The organism is Paenibacillus sp. FSL A5-0031, assembly GCF_001956295.1.
Lineage (GTDB): Bacteria > Bacillota > Bacilli > Paenibacillales > Paenibacillaceae > Pristimantibacillus.
The window spans coordinates 44,427-66,978 of record NZ_MRTD01000029.1; the positions used below are offsets into that span (position 1 = coordinate 44,427).

General features: G+C 42.8%; 18 protein-coding genes and 1 pseudogene. 5 read left to right on the plus strand and 14 right to left on the minus strand.

Features of this window, described 5'->3' with window-relative positions:
- Nucleotides 1-11: 11 nt before the first annotated feature.
- Nucleotides 12-1,331, minus strand: a complete 1,320-nt coding sequence (locus tag BK120_RS31790; protein WP_076271481.1) for an ABC transporter substrate-binding protein — start codon at nt 1,329-1,331, stop codon at nt 12-14.
- 58 nt (nt 1,332-1,389) lie between these two features.
- On the minus strand, nt 1,390-3,483 hold the full coding sequence (locus tag BK120_RS31795; RefSeq protein ID WP_076271482.1) for an amylo-alpha-1,6-glucosidase: 2,094 nt from the start codon (nt 3,481-3,483) through the stop codon (nt 1,390-1,392).
- Nucleotides 3,484-3,740: 257 nt separating this feature from the next.
- Between BK120_RS31795 and BK120_RS31800 the strand changes: the two genes are divergently transcribed.
- Complete coding sequence (locus BK120_RS31800) at nt 3,741-4,751, plus strand: LacI family DNA-binding transcriptional regulator (RefSeq protein WP_076271483.1); 1,011 nt, start codon at nt 3,741-3,743, stop codon at nt 4,749-4,751.
- A 101-nt stretch (nt 4,752-4,852) separates the two neighbouring features.
- Here the strand turns inward: BK120_RS31800 and BK120_RS31805 are convergent, their stop codons facing one another.
- The 9 genes from BK120_RS31805 to BK120_RS36205 form a co-directional block, all read right to left on the minus strand.
- Nucleotides 4,853-5,692, minus strand: coding sequence for a class I SAM-dependent methyltransferase (locus tag BK120_RS31805; protein ID WP_076271484.1), 840 nt, complete (start codon nt 5,690-5,692; stop codon nt 4,853-4,855).
- A gap of 1 nt (nt 5,693) precedes the next feature.
- A complete protein-coding gene (locus tag BK120_RS31810) occupies nt 5,694-6,518 on the minus strand; it encodes a polysaccharide deacetylase family protein (RefSeq protein ID WP_076271485.1) in 825 nt (274 codons plus the stop codon).
- Between the two features lie 109 nt (nt 6,519-6,627).
- Complete coding sequence (locus tag BK120_RS31815; RefSeq protein WP_076271486.1) at nt 6,628-7,500, minus strand: glycerophosphodiester phosphodiesterase; 873 nt, start codon at nt 7,498-7,500, stop codon at nt 6,628-6,630.
- 266 nt (nt 7,501-7,766) lie between these two features.
- On the minus strand, nt 7,767-8,492 hold the full coding sequence (locus tag BK120_RS31820) for an ABC transporter ATP-binding protein (protein ID WP_179089941.1): 726 nt from the start codon (nt 8,490-8,492) through the stop codon (nt 7,767-7,769).
- The gene (locus BK120_RS31825) at nt 8,492-9,664 is read right to left on the minus strand and encodes an ABC transporter permease (protein ID WP_305953931.1); all 1,173 of its coding nucleotides are present in this window, start codon (nt 9,662-9,664) and stop codon (nt 8,492-8,494) included. Before BK120_RS31825 ends, BK120_RS31820 begins: the two co-directional genes overlap by 1 nt.
- A gap of 104 nt (nt 9,665-9,768) precedes the next feature.
- A complete protein-coding gene (locus tag BK120_RS31830) occupies nt 9,769-10,056 on the minus strand; it encodes a hypothetical protein (RefSeq protein WP_076271489.1) in 288 nt (95 codons plus the stop codon).
- 65 nt (nt 10,057-10,121) lie between these two features.
- Nucleotides 10,122-11,267: a DEAD/DEAH box helicase gene (locus BK120_RS31835; protein ID WP_083682686.1), complete on the minus strand. Its 1,146-nt coding sequence runs from the start codon at nt 11,265-11,267 to the stop codon at nt 10,122-10,124.
- 173 nt (nt 11,268-11,440) lie between these two features.
- Entirely contained in the window at nt 11,441-11,917 is a 477-nt protein-coding gene (locus BK120_RS31840) for a GNAT family N-acetyltransferase (protein ID WP_076271490.1), read from the minus strand.
- Nucleotides 11,918-12,126: 209 nt separating this feature from the next.
- Nucleotides 12,127-12,249 (minus strand): hypothetical protein, encoded by a 123-nt coding sequence (locus BK120_RS36205; protein ID WP_256711082.1) that lies wholly within the window; start codon nt 12,247-12,249, stop codon nt 12,127-12,129.
- Nucleotides 12,250-12,510: 261 nt separating this feature from the next.
- Here BK120_RS36205 and BK120_RS31845 point away from each other — a divergent pair, with 261 nt between their 5' ends.
- Nucleotides 12,511-13,053 (plus strand): DUF6022 family protein, encoded by a 543-nt coding sequence (locus BK120_RS31845; protein WP_076271491.1) that lies wholly within the window; start codon nt 12,511-12,513, stop codon nt 13,051-13,053.
- 161 nt (nt 13,054-13,214) lie between these two features.
- Here the strand turns inward: BK120_RS31845 and BK120_RS31850 are convergent, their stop codons facing one another.
- Nucleotides 13,215-13,868, minus strand: a complete 654-nt coding sequence (locus BK120_RS31850) for a M48 family metallopeptidase (RefSeq protein ID WP_076271498.1) — start codon at nt 13,866-13,868, stop codon at nt 13,215-13,217.
- A 462-nt stretch (nt 13,869-14,330) separates the two neighbouring features.
- Between BK120_RS31850 and BK120_RS31855 the strand changes: the two genes are divergently transcribed.
- Nucleotides 14,331-18,596 (plus strand): glycosyl hydrolase family 18 protein, encoded by a 4,266-nt coding sequence (locus BK120_RS31855; RefSeq protein ID WP_179089942.1) that lies wholly within the window; start codon nt 14,331-14,333, stop codon nt 18,594-18,596.
- Nucleotides 18,597-18,655: 59 nt separating this feature from the next.
- Here the strand turns inward: BK120_RS31855 and BK120_RS31860 are convergent, their stop codons facing one another.
- A complete protein-coding gene (locus tag BK120_RS31860) occupies nt 18,656-19,213 on the minus strand; it encodes a GNAT family N-acetyltransferase (RefSeq protein ID WP_076271493.1) in 558 nt (185 codons plus the stop codon).
- Between the two features lie 642 nt (nt 19,214-19,855).
- On the opposite strand from BK120_RS31860, the pseudogene BK120_RS31865 reads away from it, so the two are divergent.
- Nucleotides 19,856-19,996: pseudogene (locus tag BK120_RS31865) on the plus strand (DinB family protein); the annotation flags it as partial.
- Nucleotides 19,997-20,397: 401 nt separating this feature from the next.
- On the opposite strand, the gene BK120_RS31870 reads toward BK120_RS31865, so the two are convergent.
- Nucleotides 20,398-21,282 (minus strand): AraC family transcriptional regulator, encoded by an 885-nt coding sequence (locus BK120_RS31870; RefSeq protein ID WP_256711083.1) that lies wholly within the window; start codon nt 21,280-21,282, stop codon nt 20,398-20,400.
- A 174-nt stretch (nt 21,283-21,456) separates the two neighbouring features.
- Here BK120_RS31870 and BK120_RS31875 point away from each other — a divergent pair, with 174 nt between their 5' ends.
- Entirely contained in the window at nt 21,457-22,299 is an 843-nt protein-coding gene (locus tag BK120_RS31875; protein WP_144376902.1) for a phytanoyl-CoA dioxygenase family protein, read from the plus strand.
- Nucleotides 22,300-22,552 lie beyond the last annotated feature (253 nt).

Genomic DNA, 22,552 nt, shown 5'->3' on the forward strand with positions numbered 1-22,552 from the left:
CTTCACCTCGCTTACTTCGCTGCAGCGATTTCCTTATTCGCAACAGCTTCTGCTTTTTTCATTGCATCTTCAAGCTTCGAATTACCCATAAATGTATCAACGAATTGGTTGTTGAAGTTGCTCATGATTGTAGGAAGTGTGGAGCCTGCTTGCCAAGGCGTTGCATAAGAAGCGCCCGCTACAATTGCGCTGCGAAGCTCATCTTTGTCGTAGCCAAGCTCTTGTGATACCGATTTACGAGTTGGAAGCGCGAAACCTTTGCTCGTCCACGTTTTCATTCCTTCTTTACCAGTCAAGAAGGAGATCAACTGCCAAGCTGCTTCTTTTTTCTTCGATTCCTTGTTCATTACATAAGCAACAGTGAAAGCCATAGTGCCTTGTTTGCCATTTACAGTTGGAAGCTCAGCTGTGCCGTAATCTAGATCCTTGTAGTTGGACTCCAAGAATGGAATTGCCCAGTTTCCTTCGAATACGATGGAAGCTTTGCCTTGACCAAACATTTCGCCACCCCAGCCAGCGCCTACTTCTTTTGGCTCGCCGGATGATTTGTCTACATTGTGCATATCCGTTACAAGCTGCAAACCTTTAAGAGCATCTGGAGCCGCGAATGCAGCATTGCCATTCTCATCTGCTACTTTACCGCCGAATGCTTGAATCATGAACATTTGACGTGCAAGCTCAGGCGCAACACCAAAGCCGAAGCGAACCGTTTTGTCGCCTTCTTTTTTAGTAAGCTTAACTGCAGCTTCTTTCAGCTCATCCCAAGTTGTTGGCGGAGCAGTAATTCCTGCTTCTGCAAAGTCTTTTTTGTTGTAGAACATTGCAAGCGTAGAGAAATCTTTAGGGAAACCATAGGAAACGCCATCTTGTTTGAAAGCATCAACCATCGGCTGTTCAAAGTCTGCAACATCAAATTCTGGTGTCACATAGCTATCAAGCGGCTCTAGAACATTACGCTCAATGAGTGCAGGTGCTTCGAATGCATCCAGGTAGAAGACGTCTGGGCCTTCACCGCCAATAAGTCTTGTTTTGATAACATCCATGTACTGATCGGCAATTACTTCATAATTAACCTTTACATTTGGATATTTTGCTTCAAATTCCTTCAACGTTTGGTTTAGCAAATCCTGCTCTTCTGGACTTGCTCCCCAACCTGCAAGTGTAACGGTTACCTTCTCAGCGGCTGGCTCTTTTGTCGCCTCTTGTTCTGTACCGCCGTTCGTTGCTGTATTACCTGTGTTTTTGTTGCCTTCATTGCCCTTGCCGCAAGCCGTTAACATAAGAACAACTACCAGCATTAAAGATAAAATCGAAACCCCTGTTTTCTTCATCTTACATACAACCTCCTTAGTAATATGAACTTTGTATATAAAGCATAAAGCGTGAAACCTATGAAATGAGAAGCTCATATCCTGTCAGATTAGACAGTATTTCCACCTCTGAGCCATTGATACCGCGAGTAACGCGCAGGCTTAGAGCGCCGCTGCCAATTTGCATTTGCTCTACCAGAAGCTCGTTCATCCCTTGAAGCAAAGAAGGCTTAATTGTAATCTGCTTCGTTAGAGCGTTAGGCTGAAGCCCAAGCAAGGCTTGTACAAATGTGAGCGGCGTCCCTGCTGCCCATGCCTGCGGAGAGCAAGCAACGGGGTAAGGAACTGGCGCATTAAGCGAATCATCATACCCGCAAAACAGCTCAGGCAATCTGTAATACTCAAACTTTGCTGCTGCATTCAATAGTCCTTGCATGACGGTAATCGCTTCTTCTTGGAAGCCTAAATAACTAAGACCTAGCAAACAAACGGAGTTGTCATGCGGCCATACGCTGCCGTCATGGTAGCTCATCGGGTTGTAGCCGGCTGCTTCCGTACTCATCGTACGAATGCCGTAACCACCGAACATGTCAGGAGCAACCAGTCTTTTCGCAACAGCGCTTGCACGCTCAGGAGAAGCAATGCCCGACATTAGAATATGTCCTGAATTCGAAGTGACGGAATCTACGCGTTTCTTATCCTTATCAAGCGCAATCGCGTAAAACTGCTCATCCTCCATCCAGAAATCGCGCTCAAAGCGAACTCTAAGCTGTTCTGCATCTTGCTCCATGCCAGCGGCTTGTTCCTCGTGGCCTAAGCTCTTGAATATAGGGGCAAGCCTTGTAAGCGCTTGGTAGACATAACCTTGAACTTCGACAAGCGCGATCGGAGCCTCTGCATAATCGCCGTTGCGGTGAACAACGGAATCCGCAGAATCTTTCCAGCCCTGATTGGCAATCCCTTTAGACGATTTCTGATAATACTCAACAAAGGAATCATCGTCGCAGTCGCCATATTCTTTCACCCAAGCGAGCGCTGCATTAAGATGAGGCATTAGCTCTTTAACAAACTGAGCATCTCCGGTCCAGTGATAATACTCGGCAGCTAATAGAAGGAATAGCGGCGTCGCATCAATCGTGCCGTAATACGGCGTAAATGGAACCTGATTTGTGCTTGCCAGTTCGCCATACCGAATTTCATGCATCACTTTACCTGGCTGCTCATCGCGCCACTCATCTTCATTCTGGCCTTGATAAGCGGCCATCGTGAGCAAAGTTCCCTTAGCAATTTGCGGGTTTAAGGATAACATCTGCAGCGCAGTAATTAAACTATCACGGCCAAATGGAACTGAGAACCAAGGCAAGCCTGCCACTGGGAATGCTCCATATCCGATATCCGTAAGCAGAACTCTTAAGTCTTGCACTCCGCGATGATGCAGCTTGTTAAATAGCGGTACATCCGTTTGGATGGATGTGGATGATCCATTCCAATCCGCGTACGATTGTCTAAGCTTAACCATCGCTTCCGCCGGATCGTGCTGCTGCGGCTCATTGCCGTCAATGATTGGTGCAATATAGAAAGCGATTGCATGGCTTTCCCGATGGTTCAGTTCCACATCGAAATGAAGCTCGCCTGTCTCGCCTATGCGACTTTCATTTGTATCCCATTTAATCTTCGTTTCACGGCGTATATCGTCAGCTCCGAGATAGCCAATAACTCTTTCCCGTTGGCCGCTTTTCTCTGCCGTCTTTCTTCCCAAATCGCCATGCTGAAAGCCGCGAACGACAAACATATCTGCAAAATCCGCATCCAATAACACGGAGAAATCAAATGTAATGGCTTTAGGATAATAGCTTGTGAGCTTGAACGTCTCATACAATGCTCCGTCATAAATGAAGCGTGTACGTTCAATTTCTACGGACTCACGCCACAAGATAAGCTCGCCCTTCTCTTCCATATGTGGATTGGTAAGGCGAATCGTAGAGATATAATTCTCATCCGCTGCTGAAGACAGCAGTATCGGCTTCTGACCGTTGATTCGGATCTCCATCCTGCTTATGAACCGGGTATCTTTTGTGTAAAGACCCTGACCTGAAACATCACCTTCCGGAATATCTCCATTCCGGTCCGTCATGAGGAATAGATCGTTTTCTTTGATGACTCGATAATCCAAGTGTTTCCCTCATTTCTTCTTGTAATAGCTTTTTTATTCCCTTAAATCATACAAACATTCGTTTATCCGAAACGTTTCGGAAAAGAGGCAAAAAAATATGCTTACTCATTTTCGACGAAGCAATCTAACTTTCCAAAACGTTTCGGATAAGTTATAATCGAATTATAGATCATGATGAAAGCATTTACAAGAGTCAATTTTTTTTTTAATTTTTATCATAATACATTACATGTTTTTCAACATTTCGGAGGTATTGTATGGTTACAATTAAAGATATAGCTAAAGCTGCTAGTGTATCTGTTACTACAGTATCGCGTGCCTTGAACGGCTATGACGACGTTAACGAGGGCACTCGGCTCAAAATTAAGACTATAGCAGACCAACTCGGTTATAGCCCTAATATGGCTGCAAGGTCGCTCATATCGAAAAAAACAAAGACGCTCGGCCTCCTTCTCTCCAATGTTACAAGAGACAGCTCCAAAGACAATATCGCTTTCGAAGTGCTTTGCGGAATAAATGATCGTTCAGGCGAACTCGATTATGACCTTGTCCTATTCAGTACAACACCTCAGAAACAAAAGGTAAAATCATATAAAACATTATGCCAGGAACGAGGCGTAGACGGGGTTATCATCATGGGTATTCGATTAGACGATCCTTATTTGGAGGAAATCGTATCGTCTGATATTCCATGCGTTCTTATTGATATCACTCTCCAAGGTCCTAACGTTGGATATGTTACTTCGGATAATACAACGGGTGCTCTTGCAGCAACCAACCATCTGCTCGAATCGGGACATCGCCAAATCGCCATGATAAACGGTCATGAGCAAGCAGCTGTAAGCCTGCTTAGACTAGAGGGCTACCGACAAGCACTGCAAAACAGCAGTGTTCCCTTTGATGAAACACTTGTGCTGAATGGTTCATTTTCCGAGCATGGCGGAAGAGAGGCCGCACGACAAATATTGTCCAGCCGTCCTGAAGTGACTGCTATATTTTGCTCAAGCGACTTAATGGCTCTCGGGGCTTTGCAGGGCGTTAAGGATATGGGGAAAAAGGTACCTGATGATATATCTATCATCGGCTTCGACAACATTGATTTGACGGCTTATTGCACGCCCGCGCTCACTACCGTTCACCAGCATAAATACGAGTTAGGCTCCCAAGCGGCGCAAATTCTTATTGAAATGCTCGAAGGTAAAGAAATCATTCACCATGTCATGCTTGGTACAGAACTTATGATTAGAGACAGCGTACGCAGTATTTAATATGTGCTTTGACTCGAAAGTGCAAACAAAGTACATATTCAAGCAGCAATAACCCAAGGTCTACTTACCTTGGGTTACTGTTGTCTTTGAGCAGACTATATTCAGTTCTCCGCCGTTACCGCAAAATAAACCGGAAACACCCCCATTTTCATCCATTCTTTATGGGTGTGCACCTTCATGTCTCGAAATCCTGCAGCAGCCAGCTTCTCATTCAAATCCTTTGCGGTCAAAAAATTCGCTTGCGCGCGGTTAAACGCCTTAGGCTTACTGCTTAAATGAAAAAGCTTGTGTATTGCAAATTTCAAACTTTTTTTATTCAATATAGCTCTGCGCGCAAATAAATAATCCAAAATATATCCCGAGCCATGTACGAGAAAAAACACCCTTCCTCGCGGGGACAAAACACGAAAAACCTCCTGCAGCACCTGCTCCACCTGAAGATATTGCAGCGCTACTCTACAAACGACAAAATCAACGGAATGGTTCGCAAGCGGAATATGGTGCGCATCTGCTACCGTTGTGACTACTTTGCTAGAAGCTTCACTTCTGTGGAGCAGTGCTTCTAGAAGACCAATCTGGTACGCATCCGAGTCGATTCCATATATAATATCCGGCTCATTCTGAAGTAAAGAGAATACGGTAGCCCCTCCCCCGCAGCACAAGTCCAGCATTTTCTTTCGATTTTTAGCCTCTGCGATAAGAAGGTGATCAAAGGAATCGGGATCATAAAGCTGCCTGTAATATTCATAACAAGCGTAACCAAATGATTTTTCCACAAGCTTAAGATCTTCGGATACAATGCCGTTCATAAGGAGCGTATTCACTTCTTCTGTCGATGGTTTCTGTATCTTTACCCTTCTAATCCCCATTTCTCTGCAAAATAAATAAGCGACACCATCCAATAAACGCCGGTTAGACATAATCTCCGTTTTCGTGGTCACGCTAATGTATCCCTCCGATTTGAGGATCATATTTACTTATGGACATACAGTTGAAATCCGACAATAATTGTTTTATTTTTGCGTATGTATCCCTTAATCCGTAGTATCTTCGAATGCCATTTGACCAAGAGGTGTTAAAAATTTGCGGTTGATCGTAGTCTAAATCATAGGGATGGATATAATAAACGAAATAATCTTTATCGCCTATAATTTTTCTTGCTCCGCTATAAAAAAAACGATAAGGATAAATTCGAAAATACCCTCCGCCGCCCCATGGAATATTAACGCCGCCTAAGCGAATAGCAGGCAACGGCACTTCCCAAAGATGATCTTTTATTTTAAAAGAATGTGCAACTTTCGAGGACAAATTAAACTTGGAATATAGGTTATTTGGTGTATTCGGACTAATACTAGAATCGTAAGAGAATCCTTCTTCTATTAAAATATCAAGTCCCCAATCTGTCATAGAAAAACAGGGGGCACGATACCCACTCACCTTTGAACCGATCAAATGCTCTAAAATATCTTTTGACAGCCTAATATCCGCTTTAAATTCTAGTGTTGATTGATCATAAACGAGACGATGGGAATAGCCGTGTGATGCAATTTCATGACCTCTTCGATATATTTCTTTCACCAAATCAGGCCTTTTCTCAGCGATCCAGCCTAGGACAAAAAAAGTGCCCGTCGCCTCATATTCGTCCAGAAGGTCCAATATTTGATGAACGGGCTGCTCAAGCCTTATTTCGCAATCAGCCCATTCGGAAAGAGACAGGTTCGGACTGCAAAACCAATCCTCTACATCGACAGTAAAAGCCATTTTCATGACTATCCCACCCTTCTCCCCTATTATTCATCAAACCTCACATTATGGCAACATTTGTATTTGATTGAATAATTTTGTATAGAAGGGAGTAGAGTTTCTTGTATGTTCCTTACCCCGGAAAATCGGTAATAACCCCATCCACTCCGAGCTTTTTCATCCGTATCATATCTTGCTCTGACTGTATCGTCCACGCCATGACCTTCCGGTTGCGATGATGAATTTGCTCTACAATCTTCTCGTCAAGCAATTCATGATTGTAATGAATGTAATCCGCGAAAGAAACAAGTTCATCCAGCGTCTTCTCTGACAGAGGATGCTGATCCTCTTGAATAAGCGCAGCAATTGGGATGTCCGGCAGCAGGGAGTGAATCAGACGGGTCGATTGAAAGTCATAGGATTGAATAATGATACCCACGCTATTTTTGACATGTTCAACCGCTGTAAAATTCCGGCCCTTCTCTAAGCCATTAACTTGGAGCAAAAGCTCATAACGACGTACGACCTCAGCGACCTTCTCTTCCACGCCAGGATAAAGCTTTGATTCTTTAATCTCGATGAGCATGCCTAGCTTTCCAGCAAAACGATGCATAACTTCTTCGAAAGAAACGATCTTCTCATCCGTATCGTCTGTTTTTTCATCATTCTTGGCATCCATATTTTCAAGTTCATTTAATGTATAATCGTCCACAGCGCCAGTATATTGCGTCGTTCTATCCACCGTATCATCATGAATGACAACTAGTTCACCATCTTTACTTAGCTGTACATCAAATTCGATAAAATCAGTACCTAGACGTTCCGCTTGCTCGAAGGCAGCCATCGTATTCTCAGGAGCATCACCAGAAGCCCCGCGATGTGCGATAATTAAAAAACCTTCAGGGGTATTCGGATTAGAAGCAGATACGATTAACGTCATGCAGCAAAGCATGAGCAATAGCAAACCAATACTGCGCCAAACCCGCGATGTTTTCCATTTGCCCATCGTCTCATCTCCTTCTGTATGAACTCTCAACCTGACTATATGCATATTCAATATTAGCTGCAGCAGGGTCTTACTTTATTAAACATGCAATGTATGAACCGAAACGCATTTTCCCAAAACAGTTGCTGCCGATGAACTCACACTCCCTCTTCCTCAAGGGGAATTTCAGAAAAAAAGGATGTCCCTAAAGGTCATAGACCTTCAGAAACATCCCATCTAAGCTTGATGCAAGACGTGCAAGAGAACACTGCTTAATCAACCTTCATTCACCTATGTGCGACTGCATCTGGCCTATTGCTCGCAGCAGCATGATCATCTTGCTCAAAAAGCATACCGTCCTTGATCGTTACGATCCGGTCACATAAATCCAATACACGCTCGTCATGGGTAACCATAACAGCCGCCTTACCCCGTTGCTTAACCTCAGTAGCCATGAGCTCCACTACCGCTCTACCCCGTTTAGAATCGAGGCTGGCTGTCGGCTCGTCGGCTAGAATAACGCCGGGATCATTCATGAATGCCCTAGCAATGGCAACCCGTTGGCGTTCTCCGCCGGACAGCTTCTCAGGATAATAATTCATCCGATGCAGCAGTCCTACTTTCTCAAGAAGCGCTTTAGCTTTCACAAGCGCTTCTTTTCCATCTGTACCTGCTAGCTTCGATACGAGCAGCAGTTGATCCACTACTCTTAAATAAGGAACAAGATTGGATGCTTGAAAAATAAAACCAAGATTTTTGACTCTAACCTCACTTAATTCGCTAGAGGATAAATTCGTGACATCCTTCTCATTAATTAAAATCCGTCCGCTTGACGGTGAGAGCAGCGCCCCCGCTATGGAAAGAAAAGTACTTTTGCCCGAACCCGATGGTCCAACAACAGCGACAAACTCACCTGCTTTTACGCTTAAAGAAACCTTTTGCAGCGCCGTAACAGCCGTTTCACCTTCGCCATACACTTTATTTACATGCTCAAGAATAAGTTTTTCCTTCATTATTCAACCCTCCCAATCGCTTCAATCGCATCTACTTTTGCAATCCGATTTAAGGACAGCAACGCGCCGATAATCGAGACTAGAATAAGTAAACCGGAATATTGAGACAATATATTTACACCTAACTCAAAAGGCATGCTCGCTGGCAAAATTGCACTTACGCCAAAAGTAAGTCCGATGCTTATTGCAACAGCCACAATGGCCAAAAGCAATACTTGACCCACTAAATTTGCTGCCAGATAGGACGTCTTTGCTCCGATTGCCTTCAACACTCCAAATTGGCTAATTTTCTGCAGTGTAATGACATAGAAGAAAACAGCTTGTATGAAAGCGGCAATAACAATTAAGAAAGCGATCATCATCGTCAGGGAGCCTTGCTCCTCTTTAAAACCCGGAATGCCCTGTACCGCTTCTTTTTTTGTAATAACCTCCGTATCTGCTACACTCTTTTGCAATGATTCTTTGTTTAGTTTATCTGTATGAATGACAATAGCGTTATAGGAAGCTGTTTGTTTACCAAAGGATGCTTGCATCAGCTTATTAAAATTTTGGATATCCATGAATGCTACCGGCGTATGACTGAACTTCTGATTAGTGGCAAAGCCGACTACTTTCCATTCAATGCCGAGCTCTTGATCCCCTAGCGTATCGCCAATTTGCACGCCTTGTTCTTTTAAAGAGGAGTCAACGACCACTTCATTGCTTGCCCCCATGCTTTTCCCTTCAGTAATACTTGGCATTACCTTCCCGCTTGGCTCGATGCCAAACAAAGCAATATCTATCTTCTTCTTGGAATCATTCCGATATACAGAGAGCATCGTTTGCCCAAGCGGTTCGGATTGTGAGAGTCCTTCTAATTGCCTGACCTCTTCCAGCTTCTCGGTACCTAGTGCGGACCGCGTCAGCTTATGCTCGGAATCCGTCTGAAGCACGAAATAATCGGCGTCCATATTTTTTAGAATGGATGCATTATCTGATGAAAGCCCATTGGCTAATCCTGAAACCATAAAGGTTAACCATGCGACCAGAACCATTATTAATCCAATTAGAAAATATCTGCCTTTCGCATATTTCAATTCGCGCAGCGCTAGAAACATGTTCAACCATCTCCATTCCTTCTCTTGATAGCTGAAGTTTACGTTTGGAATATGAACAGAGCGTGAATGGCTCATTACAATGTGAAATTAACCTCAAAATAAACAAAAAAAAGCTCAAGCCGCGATGGGCTCAAGCTTCTACTTGCCTATAATTATGCAATGCTGGCACTTCTACTGTTCTACTTGCCGCTATATTCCGAAGTTGCTGTATCGAGCATAGACTGCCAATTGGCAAAATCCGTTTCTCTTGCAACGTGACGATCAAATAGTTCATCCGGAATGTTCTGAACATCTTCTCTTGTTTCTACTTGAAAGTTGCCCTTCTCAAGAAACGCGCTAAAGCTTGTAAAGCTGGAATGCTTGCTCATAAACGATTCTTTAAACAAATCATCAAATGAAACATGATTCGGATCTTCCTGAATCGACTTCTGTCCTTGCAATTCCTTCAATAAATCTTCGAATGACATTGGCTTTTGCTTTCTCAGACGATCACCCCTAGGTCAATTTATTATATTTCGGCTTTCTTCGTTGCTTAACTGATCAGAACCCCATCAGGACGTTCGGTTACTACAGGTATAGTTTTGCGAATCATTTTCTCAATATCCTTCAAATAAGGAATTTCATCCACTTCGCAAAAAGAGATGGCGATTCCACTTAATCCAGCTCTGCCTGTACGGCCAATGCGATGAACATACGTTTCTGAAATATTAGGAAGGTTGAAATTAATGACATGCGAAAGCTCGTCAATATCGATACCTCTCGCCGCAATATCTGTGGCAACCAGTACTCGAGTTGCACCGCTTCTAAAATTAGTTAACGCATTTTGGCGGGCATTTTGAGACTTGTTTCCATGAATAGCCTGTGCAGAAATATTCACTTTAGTCAGTCCGCGCACTACGCGATCTGCACCATGCTTCGTCCGAGTAAACACAAGCGCCGAAGCGATGGATTTATCCTGCAGCAGGTCATTCAATAAATCTTGTTTATTACCTTTATCTACAAAATAGACAGATTGCTCTATTCGATCCACTGTTGAGGAAGCTGGAGTTATTTCCACTTTCGCCGGATTAACAAGCAGCGTTTTGACAAGCTTCGAAATTTCTGGAGGCATCGTAGCCGAGAAAAAGAGTGTTTGCTTTTTTCTTGGCATTTTGGCGATGATTCTCTTCACGTCGTGAATAAAACCCATATCGAGCATTCGATCTGCTTCATCAAGCACTAATATTTGTACATATTGCAAATCAACAAACTTTTGATTAATAAGATCGATAAGTCTGCCTGGAGTGGCAATAATAACATCAGCGCCTTGTCGAAGTGCACGCTCTTGAACCTTCTGTGAAACGCCGCCCACGATAGCTACACTGCGCAAGTCGGTAAATTGTCCGTACGCACGCATGTTTTCTTCTATCTGGAGAGCAAGCTCTCTTGTAGGTGTCAAAATCAATGAGCGAATACGTCGCTGTGCCCCCGGTTTAGCGGGTTGGCCGCTTAATAACTGAATGATGGGTAATGCGAATGCAGCCGTTTTCCCGGTCCCTGTCTGAGCGCAGCCAAACAAATCTCTGCCCGCTAGTACGACGGGAATGGCCTGCTCCTGAATAGGCGTAGGCTTTGTGTAGTTTTCCTTGGTTAGCGCCTTCAGTATTGCAGGGCTAAAATTTAGATCATTAAAAGTCATCTTTTCTCCTTCATTTGAAGCCTTATATTCTCAATCATGCTGCTTTTTATAATCGCATAGCATTTCCAAAAACCGTTCCTTTAAGACATAACAAGTAAGTATAGCATAATAAAACGATATAATCGACATAAACCTCTATCCTTGAGACAGCAGCCTAGGCCCATTTTTAACCTTTAGTTAAAAGTCATCCATACAGTATTTCCCAAAGGCTCAAAGCCTTGCTTATACCAAAAGTTCCTTGTTTTATCCAACGTGTATACATATATCTTTTTATTCGGATATTTTGCTTTTACCCATTGAATAAAGGCAGCAGCGTAACCCTTGCCTTCAAATTCCTTTAAAACATCAAGTGCTTCTATAAATACAAAGTTCTTTTTGTTTTTAATCTCAATATAAAAGTCCCGCTCCAAATACTTCTCATCATCGCTAAAATAATCTTGTTCTGCTTTCTGAATCAGCTGCTTGGCGTTATCGTACTCCCAAACGACTCCGTATCCAACCATCTCGTCCTCAGCCTCGATGACGTAAATATTTTCCGGAAGCTCTGATTTGTCCTTTTGGCTAAGCTCCCCTGCGTGATAGGCGGAATGTATATCGCTTAACAGGTTTTGCATTTCTTGATCAAATGGTTTCGCAATAATAGTAGGCATTTTCAATCCCCTTTTTGCTACTCAAAGCATATAACGTTTCCAAACAAAAAGAAGCAGGGTATCATCTTGTACCCTGCTTCTCCTATTGATTGATTTTTTATCGTTTATTAGTCTTAGACATCTTACCATAAATGATCGAAGCCAACTAGTCGTTCTCTTTTCCAATTGTCATCTAAGCTGATTTGCCAAGCCCAATATCGATCATTCCATTAACGATTCTTTTTCCTGAAATTTTGCAGCGTATGGACAAGCTTATCTCGCGCATCCTTGTTTTTCATTAAATAAGTGACGCCAGCTCCAATTGCAGTTATCAATAGTTTTTTCTTGCTCATGGGTACTACCTCCCTGAATTCGTCTTTGTATGAATGTACCCTGTTTATTGAGTTTTTAAGCACATTATGTTTCGCATTTTCCATTTCAACTTCATTTATCGTCTTGCTATATTTTTTGAAGATTAAACCACCATGATAAGGTTTTGTTTATTAAAGACCCGCTGATTCTAAGAAAAATACGGCAAACCTTTTCATTTGCATGAATGTTGTAAGATTGAAATGTAACTCCAAAAATCGAAGAAAATTGAAAGGGGATTACGTATGAAGCATACAAATCCATTAAAAGCATTTCTTGAGGAAAGTGACGAAAGTACCATTGCTGCGATTGGAAGCTATATTACAAATCATATGAATGAAAGCTGGGAAACCATCCTTCTAAACCATCAAGATATACTGCAAAAAGCTTACAACGAGGCAGGAGATGCTGCTTATGGTACATTTCTCAATCTGTTGTTCCTACCTGTTCATAGGCAATTTAAAGAGTCCGGTTTCCATCTCGAACCCAAACTTCCAGGCCATTTCGACCTGTCGCGGGAATGGGGAAATACGGAAGAAACCGACCAGCAGCGTTGGATGTGGAGCACGGTTTATTCCTCCAATGACGAGGCAATAGGAACCATCGTCACCATCACATTTCACGATCATACGTTGTTCCGTATTCCTCGCCAACCTCAAATCATCGCATTAAGCGCCACATCGAAAGCAGATGTCATAGCGGCACTTTCTCTCCTGTCTCCAGACTTTGAGCATGCACTCGAGTTTACCGTTGAATACGAAAATTACCTGCGGAGCCAGCAAGGCTAGAACGGAAATAAAGCACGCTGCATCTAAAGTTCACGATTTCCCTCGATTAGTGATAAAAATCATTAGTATGTATAAGAAGTAAACATAACCATTTGAAAAATAGACGATATAATAGAGATACAGCAAAAAACCTCCTTTTGACGGGAGGCCAGTTATCATGATTACAGTGTCATAGCTTGACCATGCCTTGCTAGAAACTCTTCCTTCTCTTTGTAATCCGGCATAATGCTGCCCACTCGTCTCCAGAAGGAACGATCATGATTCATATGCGTCAGATGGCAAAGCTCATGGATGACGACATAATCGATTACCTCAAGCGGAGCCATCGCCAATCGGTAATTAAAGGTTAGTTTTTTACTTGAGCTGCAGCTTCCCCACTTCGTTCTTGACTCTTCGATTTCGAAGCTTTTATGTTTTACTTTCAGCTGCTCTTGATATCGCTTGATTCGTTCTCCAATGATTTTCTTACAGCTTGAAAAATAAAACTTTTTAAGATTGATTTTTAACTCCTCTTCACTCAGATCAGCTGTGTCAATCAACTCATGAAGAAAGTACTCTTTTCCAAGGTGAAGGAATTTTCCTTGCTCTTGATATTCTTTTGTCTTAGGGGTATCTCGAACCTTCGCGATCTGCTGCAATCTCTGAGTGAGCTGTTTACCATGCTGCTCCACGGCCCGCATGACATTCTCTTCCGTTGTTCCATTGGGAGCCTTCACGGTTATGAATCCTAATGAGTCCATTTGGATATATATCTTTTTTCTATTGGCATATTCAACATTAAACTCAATGATTTGATTTTCAAATTCGATTTTCATAGCGACCATCATTTCTATTAGGTTATTTCTGAATCTCTTTCATTTTATCACAACTACAACTATGACCGTTCAAAATGCTTTTTTTCTCACATGCTATGGGTTTAATTCGATGTTGTTTTTAAAGATCGAGTTAAACCTCTATTTCCTGTGAAAAATATCCCATTTTTATTATATTTTTGTAAAATATTCCCCTTTTATCATCGTAATTTACCCCTTCCTTTCATGAAATCAACGTCTCATGCTAGGAATAGTTATACAAATTAAATGCAAGCTTTGCAGGAGGTGATACCCAATTATCCCCTTTTAATTCCGTGACAGTTGGTGATTGTGACTGCCAAATTCGGTCTCGGAAAAGCAAGAACCCGTTCAAAATACTCCGTAACGCATTGAGAAAACAACCACACCCAGACTTGCACATGAATGCTAATGCTGCAATGTTCGACTATGAAAATTAGAGGTGATATGGTGAATATTTTTGCAAGAAATAAAGGAATGAAGTTTGTCATTATGTTTATGTGTCTAGCACTTCTCGTTTCTCCTTTCCTTGACACAACAACAGCCTATGGGAATGAAGCAGCGTTGCCCGCAGTGAACGAAGCTGCTCGAGCCGTAACGGATGCTGTCTATGAGGCAGCCCCTCCCGTCCCTCAAAACCTAACTGTTGTAACCGATTCCATCACTGCGACGAGTGCACAGCTTAAATGGGATGTTCATCCAGAGCAAGCTGACGTTGATGTATGGTACTACGTAGCTCCAGATCCTGCTAATCCAACAAAAGAAGATGTAAACAACTATTTAGCTACAGGGAAAGGCGGCAGTGTGGAGCTGCAAAACTTGCAGCCTAATACGACGTACAAGCTGTATACCACTTGGTATAAGAGACCTTACACGCGGGTGTTGCGAAGCAACTACGTTGAATTTACGACACTTGCCGGCGAGCCATCAAATGAGCCTACTGGCAATCCAGGGCCTAGCAACCTAAGTATTGTGAATGTTACACATAATACGGTAACTGTTACCTTTGATCCTGCGCATAAGCTAGATGATTACTGGGTTTGGAATCCGGACAATCCTCCTCTTAACAAAGATCCTTATTCCGGCTTCACACAAGTAGGAGGCAGCACGATTGGAGGATTAAAGGAAGAAACCAAATATACATTCTTCTTAGGTCCGAACGGTACTCAATATGCTAATCTAACAGATAAACAGAAGAGCAATTCGATTACTTTCACTACGCCAAAGGATACAAGTGAATATAAAGAACAGCCATTAACGCCTCCTCAATATTTAAAGGTAAGCGATATTACATCATCCAATATTACATTCAAATGGACAGGCAGTCCTGATGCCAACGGCTATGACTTCTATGTTAACGGTGGATGGAAAGGCGGAATATGGAATGGCTCCGACACATTCATCTATACGTTCCCAGAAGGTGGACTTACAGCAGGCAGCATCTACAAATTTATGGTTGGCGCGCAAAATGGCGCTTCCGGCAAAGATCCGGTTAACGGCCCGCCTTTAGAAATCAAATGGGGCGAGCTTGCGGCGCCGCTCGATCTTCAAGTCATTACAGCCAACCGCACAACCGCTTCACTAGGCTGGGCACCGACCTCTGGCGCAACGAGCTACGACATCTATGAAGCAGGCAAGCTTATCGGCTCCAGCGATTCCAATCGGTATGTTGCCAATGGTTTAACAGAAGGCAAATCCTACAGCTTTACAGTTGCAGCCAAAAATGCGCTATGGAAATCAGCTGCCAGCAGCGCAGCAACGACGATTCCAGGCGCGGACTACACTAATTTCACCTATTACGGCAGCTGGTTTTCCTATGACAATAATCGTCAATACTTTCCAGAAGATATCGATGTTTCACAGCTTACACATCTCAACTACGCCTTCTCCGATATATGCTGGCGTAAAGTGGGTTCAAACGGTGCAGCTTGCCAAAATAAAGACATTCCGCTGCAAGCGAATTATGTTTTCGACGGGGAGCTTGTGCTTGGAGACCAGAAGGTCGATATTGAGCAGCTTGCTGCTTTTAACAAAATTAAAAATAATAACCCTGAGCTGAAGCTAATGGCTTCCGTTGGCGGCTGGACATTCTCCAATCATTTCTCCGACATGGCCGCATCTGAAGTCACACGTCGTACGTTTGCGAATTCCGTCGTTAAATATTTGCGTACGTACAAGATGGATGGACTCGATATCGACTGGGAATATCCGGTTGAGGGCGGAGAATCGGATAATATCAATCGTCCAGAGGACAAACAAAACTTCACTCTTCTCATGCAAACCGTTCGTGCAGCGCTTGATGCAGCCGGCTCCATCGATGGCAAATATTATTTGCTCACCATCGCATCCGGTCAAGGAGATGATTTCGTAGTCAATGCTGACTTCGCAAATTCTGTTCAATACCTGGATATGATCAACATTATGAGCTATGACTATAGCGGAAGCTGGGAACTGCGGGCTTTCCATAATTCGCCTCTTTATCAAGATCCTAATAATGTAAGAGCCTCTGCGAAACGCAACAATGTTAGAGGCGCTCTGCTTGGTCATTTGAACGGCGGCGTTCCGGCTTTTAAACTAAACATGGGTGTTCCTTATTATGGAATAGGCTGGAAGGGCTGTTCCGCAAACGGTGAATATCAAAACTGCACATCCATTCCTTATGGATCATGGGAGAGCGGTAAGTTCGATTTTGCCGAGGTTGAGAACAATATGATAGACCAAAACGGATATACCCGTTACTGGAATGAGCATTCAAAGGTCGCTTATGTTTACAATAGTGAAACCGGAATGTTTATTACTTATAATGACCAAACGTCAATGATGTATAGCACTTCGCTTGTCAAAACCTTAGATTTGGCTGGCGTTATGACTTGGGACATTAGCGGTGACCGCAACAAAACACTTTCAACGCAGTTGATCAGTGATCTTCCGATTGACGGCAAGGTGAATGAAAACGCACTAGCTGCTCCTCAAAATGTAACAAAGCTCAGCGCGGACAAACAGTCTTTTGAAATTAAATGGGATGCTGTCCAAGGGGCTGCTGGCTATGAAGTATTCGTGAACGCCATATTTACAGGATATACAGCGAATACACAGTTTAAAGCAGACAAGCTGAACCTTGGCTCAGACTACACCGTTACCGTGCTCAGTATTAGAAAAGACGGCAATATAATTACAGAGGTTTCTCCTGCAAGCAGTGCACTGGTTGTAAGTACAGCAGGCGTAATATCTCCAGCTCATCTCACGGTAACGAGTTCAACCTATGACGCGATTAGCGTTCAATGGACGGCTTCTCCGAAAGCAGACGGGTATGACGTTTATCTGGGTGATAAATTAGTGGTATCTACAACAGCTACAAACTACACGTTTACGCAACTGACGCACAGTACGACCTATTCCATTGGTGTAGTAGCCATTACTAAAAATGAGGATGAGATAATCGAAAAGTCCGAAATGACAAAACTAGAGGCAAAAACATTAGATTACACGGCTCCGCCAGAGTCGTCATCTGGGAACCCGCAAGCGGTCAAAGATAAAAATGAGCTTGATTCCAACGTTACGAAATCCGGCGGCAAGTGGACCGTTACGATTTTGAAAGATGCGGCTATTCAAACGATTGGAGCGGCTAGCTCCGCCGAGCTAAAAGTGACTGTCGGCAACGATGCAGCCCAAGTGGATATCATCCTTCCTAAGGAAGTTATTGCAGCACTTGCCAGCAAAAACGAAAAGGCGAATTTGTCCATCATCTGGAACGGAGTTACCTATGTCATTCCAGCCCATGCGATTCACCTAAAATCAGATATCAAAATTTCGATTGCTCCACCGACTGCGAGCGAAGCAGCTGCAATAGAACAATTGGCGAAAAAGAATGGCTATACACTAAAAGTTTCGTCGCTTGACTTTAAGATTTATAAGCTGACAGCTGACAACAAATATGAGGAAGTCACTGATTTTGGCCAGTCCGTTTTCACCCGTATTTATCAATTGAATGCTAAAGCTATAGAGACGAATCGTGCAAACGGCGTTGTTTACTTGCCTGGCACAAATGAATTCCGTCCACTCCATACGGTGTTCAAAAAAGACGATAAAGGCGGAGTTACCGCTCATCTGGTCAGCAATGGCAACAGCATTTATACCATTGTCGAATCCAGCTTCCTTTTCAAAGACGTGACGGCTGAATGGAACAAAAACCATATCGAGCGTGCAGCAGCCAAATTAATCGTTTTTGGACAATCGATTGAACAATTCGGAGGAAACACGATCATTACTAGGGCCGAATTTATTTCCATGATCAGCAGAGGCCTCGGCATCGTTCCAAAAGTAGAAGGCGCTCCATTTGATGATGTAGCGGCAGATTCCAAATATGCTGGAGATATTGCACTAGCTAAGGAATTAGGTATCATTACTGGCAAGAGCGAGCAGCTTTTTGATCCGAACGGTACGATTACTCGTCAGGACATGGCAGTCATTTTGGCAAAAGTGATGAAGCTGATTGATCGTACGGCAGACGGTGACGCAGCGCTGCTTGAGTCTTTCCGTGATCAAGCTTCTATATCTTCCTATGCTAAAACTTCCGTTGCACTATTAGTTAAAGAGCAAATTTTGCAAGGCGTATCCGAAACGAAGTTTGATCCTCAGTCGAAAGTGACGAAAGCGCAGGCAGTCGTAGCCGTGATGAGATTGCTTGATGATTTGGGATTAGCGAGCAAATAACCTAGATTTAAAATGCAAAAGAGGGACGGCGCAGTTTGAACTGCTCCGTCCCTCTTCTATTACTGTGCTGTCTGAAACTTCTCGTATAAATTAAATTCCCCCATCTCATTGGAGGATAAACCTTTATGTTCATAACCGCAGCTTAGGTAGAATGCATTGAGCCTCGGATTATTCGCAATACAGTCCAGCCGAATACGGTCTTTTCCCTCAAAATGAATACCTGAACCTGCCCAATCCACAATGGCCTCACCTAAGTTTTTGCCTGCAACCTCACGGTTAATGTTAAGTCGATGCAGATAGATGGACTGTTCATGCCCCTCTTCTCCCCATAACTCGCGATCCCAAGCACTTGCATGCTGCATGAGCATGACCATTCCTGCCAAACGATTTTCTTGCCTAAATAGGTATACCTCGCCGCGTTTAATTGCCTCCGGTGTCTGATGAGAATCCTCACCCTTCAGCAAGCCGCTCCACTGCGTAGAGCCTTTGCTCTTTAACCATTCAGCTGTTTGGATGAGAAGCTGCAATACAGCTTCCGTATCCTCTGGTTTTGCTTGATATACTTTGATATCCGGTTGAATGACGCCAATATGATCCGTGCGTGTAAATATAGACATGTTGATTAACCTCCATATAATAGGTCCTTCTATTATAACCCTTCTCGTCTTATTTCAGCTATGTCATCCGGCTTTCTTCAGCTTCTTTTCCATTGACAGATACCTTCTTCCAATCTAACCTTTGCTAGCCTAGTCAGCGCCTTCTCATTTAGTACATCACATGCAGAAAAACTTCCTTTATATTTAAACATTTCACAGATATTTTATTAAAATTTTATAAAGATCAAACATTGGAGTCACTATAAAAGTAAGAATTGCGGCATTAAGTACATGCGTTCCTAAAATTGATAGTTTAAGGTGAGAGAATAAATGAAGTGAACCAGAAGAAAAAATCATGTGCTTATAGAGCTGCTTCGGTGTCTGGTCGAGGTTGAATTGGAACTTTAAGGACGTATGTGTTCTTACAGCGAGAGAAACGGCCCGGTTTGTTGGCTGTAAGAACATATATGCGCTTATAGAGCTGCTTCAGCGTCTGGTTGAGGTTGAATTGGATCTGTAAGAACGTATGTGTTCTTACAGCGAGAGAAACGGCCGGGTTTGTTGGCTGTAAGAACATATATGCGCTTATAGAGCTGCTTCAGCGCCTAATCGAATTAAATTAGATCTATAAGAACTTATTTGTTCTTAAAGTAAGCTATTTACGATGGACACTATACAAAAGGTGAAATCCTGCGTCATGTGATCGCTCACGAAATACACCATATGGGGCAGCTCTCCGTCTGGATAAGAGAGCTAGGGCTAAAGCCAGTGTCAGCAAATGTGATTGGAAAAAATTTATCATAAAATAAAATTAGGAACCATAACTAAGATACTGAGCATGATGCAGTTTAACTATCGGAGGTTTTAGAAAAAGCCAGAGAATATAGAGGACGAAGAAAAATAAATAAAAACAACGGTTGTTTTTTAATAGATTGTTGCTTTTAGAATTAAATTTTTAAAAATCATCTATTATGATAAAATACCTCTATAATCTTTTACAGGTGTTGGATTTAACTTTCATTTGAGGGTGTTGGAAATAGATAACGGTGCTTTTGTTGCAATTTTTTCGAGTTTTATGGCAAACACTCCATAGCTTCATGCTCATTTACAACTATGTGAAAGGATGCTTGCCTTTTGTTTGACGAATTCGTTAAATTCCCCCTTTCATTTCTTACCGTACTATCGTTTGACCGAAGAAGCTAGTTTCATCCGCCCTTTGCCCCCTTGCTGTACTCACCAGGAGTTATTCCTATTATCTTCTTGAATGCCTTAGAAAAATGATGAATATCTGAAAACCCACAATAACTTGCAATCTGCTCTTGTGTAAGCTTGGATGTAAGCAGCAGCTCGCAAGCATGATCTATGCGTGTTTTTAACAAATATTGATGTGGTGTTACACCGTACTGCATTTTAAATACATCGTTAAATCTTGAAGTAGATAGATTAGCTCTTCGCGCCATATCAACTACCGACAGAGGTTCGCTCAAGTTGAAAGAAAAATACGAGGTAATCCAATTTAATGCCTGCGGTGACATTTGCTTCACATGATTGGCAGGCATGTAATCCTCTAGTATGAGGGTAACCAATTCCATCATTCGGGTTTGTGCCTTCAATTGCATAATGGAGTCCTTATACTGCCAGAATTCTACCACTTGCAAAAATGTATCACGAAATTTAGATGGATGGCTTAGCTTGAGCTTCACCGGAATATGAGTTTGGAACTGCTCGTCCATTCTCGGCTGCATAAGATGCTGATAGAGGGTCAAATCCAACTGGCCCGCCCGAGTTGGGAAGCTTTGGTCGCTAGTCGTGCTATAAAAAATATCAAAGTGTGCAAACGGCGTTACCGTATTCGTTGTCCCTTCCAAACGATTTACACTATTCGGCTGAATGAAACAAAACTCACCTTTTTCGAATGGATAGGCCACCCCATCAACTGTGAACAAGCATTCCCCTTCCTGTACATAGACAAGCAAGTAATCAAGCAAGCGGCGTTCCGGCAGTACCCACGGTTTTCGCAGCGCAAAATCGCACTCCCGTATATAGGGCACGATCCGGTGGTTCATCGTTGCATCCATGCCAGGTTTCATGAACATCCTCATCCTCTACTCGTAATTACTCACAGAATATCATATCTATCTCACAATTACAGTTGTTTTTGACAAACTTATTTGAAGCTTTGACAAAGCCAGATCATAGAAGAATCCCTTACACTGTATGTATTGCGAAGCTGAAACAAACACATACAATTAGGAGGAAATATGATGAATGAAAACAATAGGTTAAGCACGCTGCCCCTGCTTGAAGAAAGCTATTCTCTCACGCAAGAGCAAATCGCTTCTTATCAAAAGGATGGCCATCTCTTTTTAAAAAATGTCGCATCCACAGAAATAATAGAAACGTATGAACCAATCATTAGTGACTTGGTATTTAAACACAATTACCATGATAAGCCGGTCACTGAACGGGATACTTACGGCAAAGCTTTTATACAAGTAGGCAACCTTTGGGAGATGAGTGAGGCTGCTGCTGCATTCACACTTGCAAAACGTTTTGCAAAAATAGCTGCAGAATTGATGGGTGTAGATGGCGTCCGCATTTATCATGATCAAGCTTTATTCAAAGAACCTGGCGGTGGTCATACCCCTTGGCATCAAGACCAAATTTATTGGCCTTTCGATACCAATAATACCATTACGCTGTGGATGCCGCTGGTCCCTATTCCAGAAGAAGTGGGCACAATGAACTTCGCTTCCGGCACGAATCATTTGGGTTATGTCAGCAGGCAAGAAATTTCGGATGAATCACATAAAACCCTTGGACAATTCATTGAAGGCCGCAGCATTCCTCAAGTAAATTACGGTTCCATGGCGGCTGGAGACGCTACCTTCCATGCAGGTTGGACCATACACTCTGCTCCGGGTAATCCAACTGACCATATGCGCAAGGTGATGACCATTATCTACTATGCAGACGGTTCACTCGTTGGTGAACCCGACAGCAAGGCAAGACGCTCTGATCTTGAAAATTGGCTGCCAGGCTGCAGGCCGGGTGGAATCGCAGCGAGTATTAAAAATCCGTTGGTTTATAAGAGGGAAAACGAATAATAAATAGATTTAGTACAACAAAAAGAAGAGTGGTTGCGTAAACTGGTACCCATACACTGGACACTTTGAAAAAAGGGTTTAGTGTATGGGTACCTTTTTTTGTATACTAGAGTGAATAGTGGGGGCGGTCATATGAGTAAAAAACACTTTAATCAATATGAACAAGAACAGTTAGCTAACAACCCGTATGTCTTACGAGTCAGCGAAAAATCAATTACGTATGCTGATGAATTCAAACGTGTGTTCATTGACC

Bases quoted from the DNA above. Each gene is read 5' to 3' on its own strand.
- BK120_RS31845 (WP_076271491.1), top strand. From the start codon at position 12,511: ATGAAGCATACAAATCCATTAAAAGCATTTCTTGAGGAAAGTGACGAA.
- BK120_RS31815 (WP_076271486.1), bottom strand. From the start codon at position 7,500: ATGGGCAAATGGAAAACATCGCGGGTTTGGCGCAGTATTGGTTTGCTA.
- BK120_RS31875 (WP_144376902.1), top strand. From the start codon at position 21,457: ATGAATGAAAACAATAGGTTAAGCACGCTGCCCCTGCTTGAAGAAAGC.
- BK120_RS31825 (WP_305953931.1), bottom strand. From the start codon at position 9,664: ATGAGCCATTCACGCTCTGTTCATATTCCAAACGTAAACTTCAGCTAT.
- BK120_RS31855 (WP_179089942.1), top strand. From the start codon at position 14,331: ATGGTGAATATTTTTGCAAGAAATAAAGGAATGAAGTTTGTCATTATG.
- BK120_RS31850 (WP_076271498.1), bottom strand. From the start codon at position 13,868: ATGAAAATCGAATTTGAAAATCAAATCATTGAGTTTAATGTTGAATAT.
- BK120_RS31840 (WP_076271490.1), bottom strand. From the start codon at position 11,917: ATGCCTACTATTATTGCGAAACCATTTGATCAAGAAATGCAAAACCTG.
- BK120_RS36205 (WP_256711082.1), bottom strand. From the start codon at position 12,249: ATGAGCAAGAAAAAACTATTGATAACTGCAATTGGAGCTGGCGTCACT.
- BK120_RS31860 (WP_076271493.1), bottom strand. From the start codon at position 19,213: ATGTCTATATTTACACGCACGGATCATATTGGCGTCATTCAACCGGAT.
- BK120_RS31820 (WP_179089941.1), bottom strand. From the start codon at position 8,492: ATGAAGGAAAAACTTATTCTTGAGCATGTAAATAAAGTGTATGGCGAA.
- BK120_RS31830 (WP_076271489.1), bottom strand. From the start codon at position 10,056: ATGTCATTCGAAGATTTATTGAAGGAATTGCAAGGACAGAAGTCGATT.
- BK120_RS31810 (WP_076271485.1), bottom strand. From the start codon at position 6,518: ATGAAAATGGCTTTTACTGTCGATGTAGAGGATTGGTTTTGCAGTCCG.
- BK120_RS31870 (WP_256711083.1), bottom strand. From the start codon at position 21,282: ATGAAACCTGGCATGGATGCAACGATGAACCACCGGATCGTGCCCTAT.
- BK120_RS31800 (WP_076271483.1), top strand. From the start codon at position 3,741: ATGGTTACAATTAAAGATATAGCTAAAGCTGCTAGTGTATCTGTTACT.
- BK120_RS31835 (WP_083682686.1), bottom strand. From the start codon at position 11,267: ATGACTTTTAATGATCTAAATTTTAGCCCTGCAATACTGAAGGCGCTA.
- BK120_RS31790 (WP_076271481.1), bottom strand. From the start codon at position 1,331: ATGAAGAAAACAGGGGTTTCGATTTTATCTTTAATGCTGGTAGTTGTT.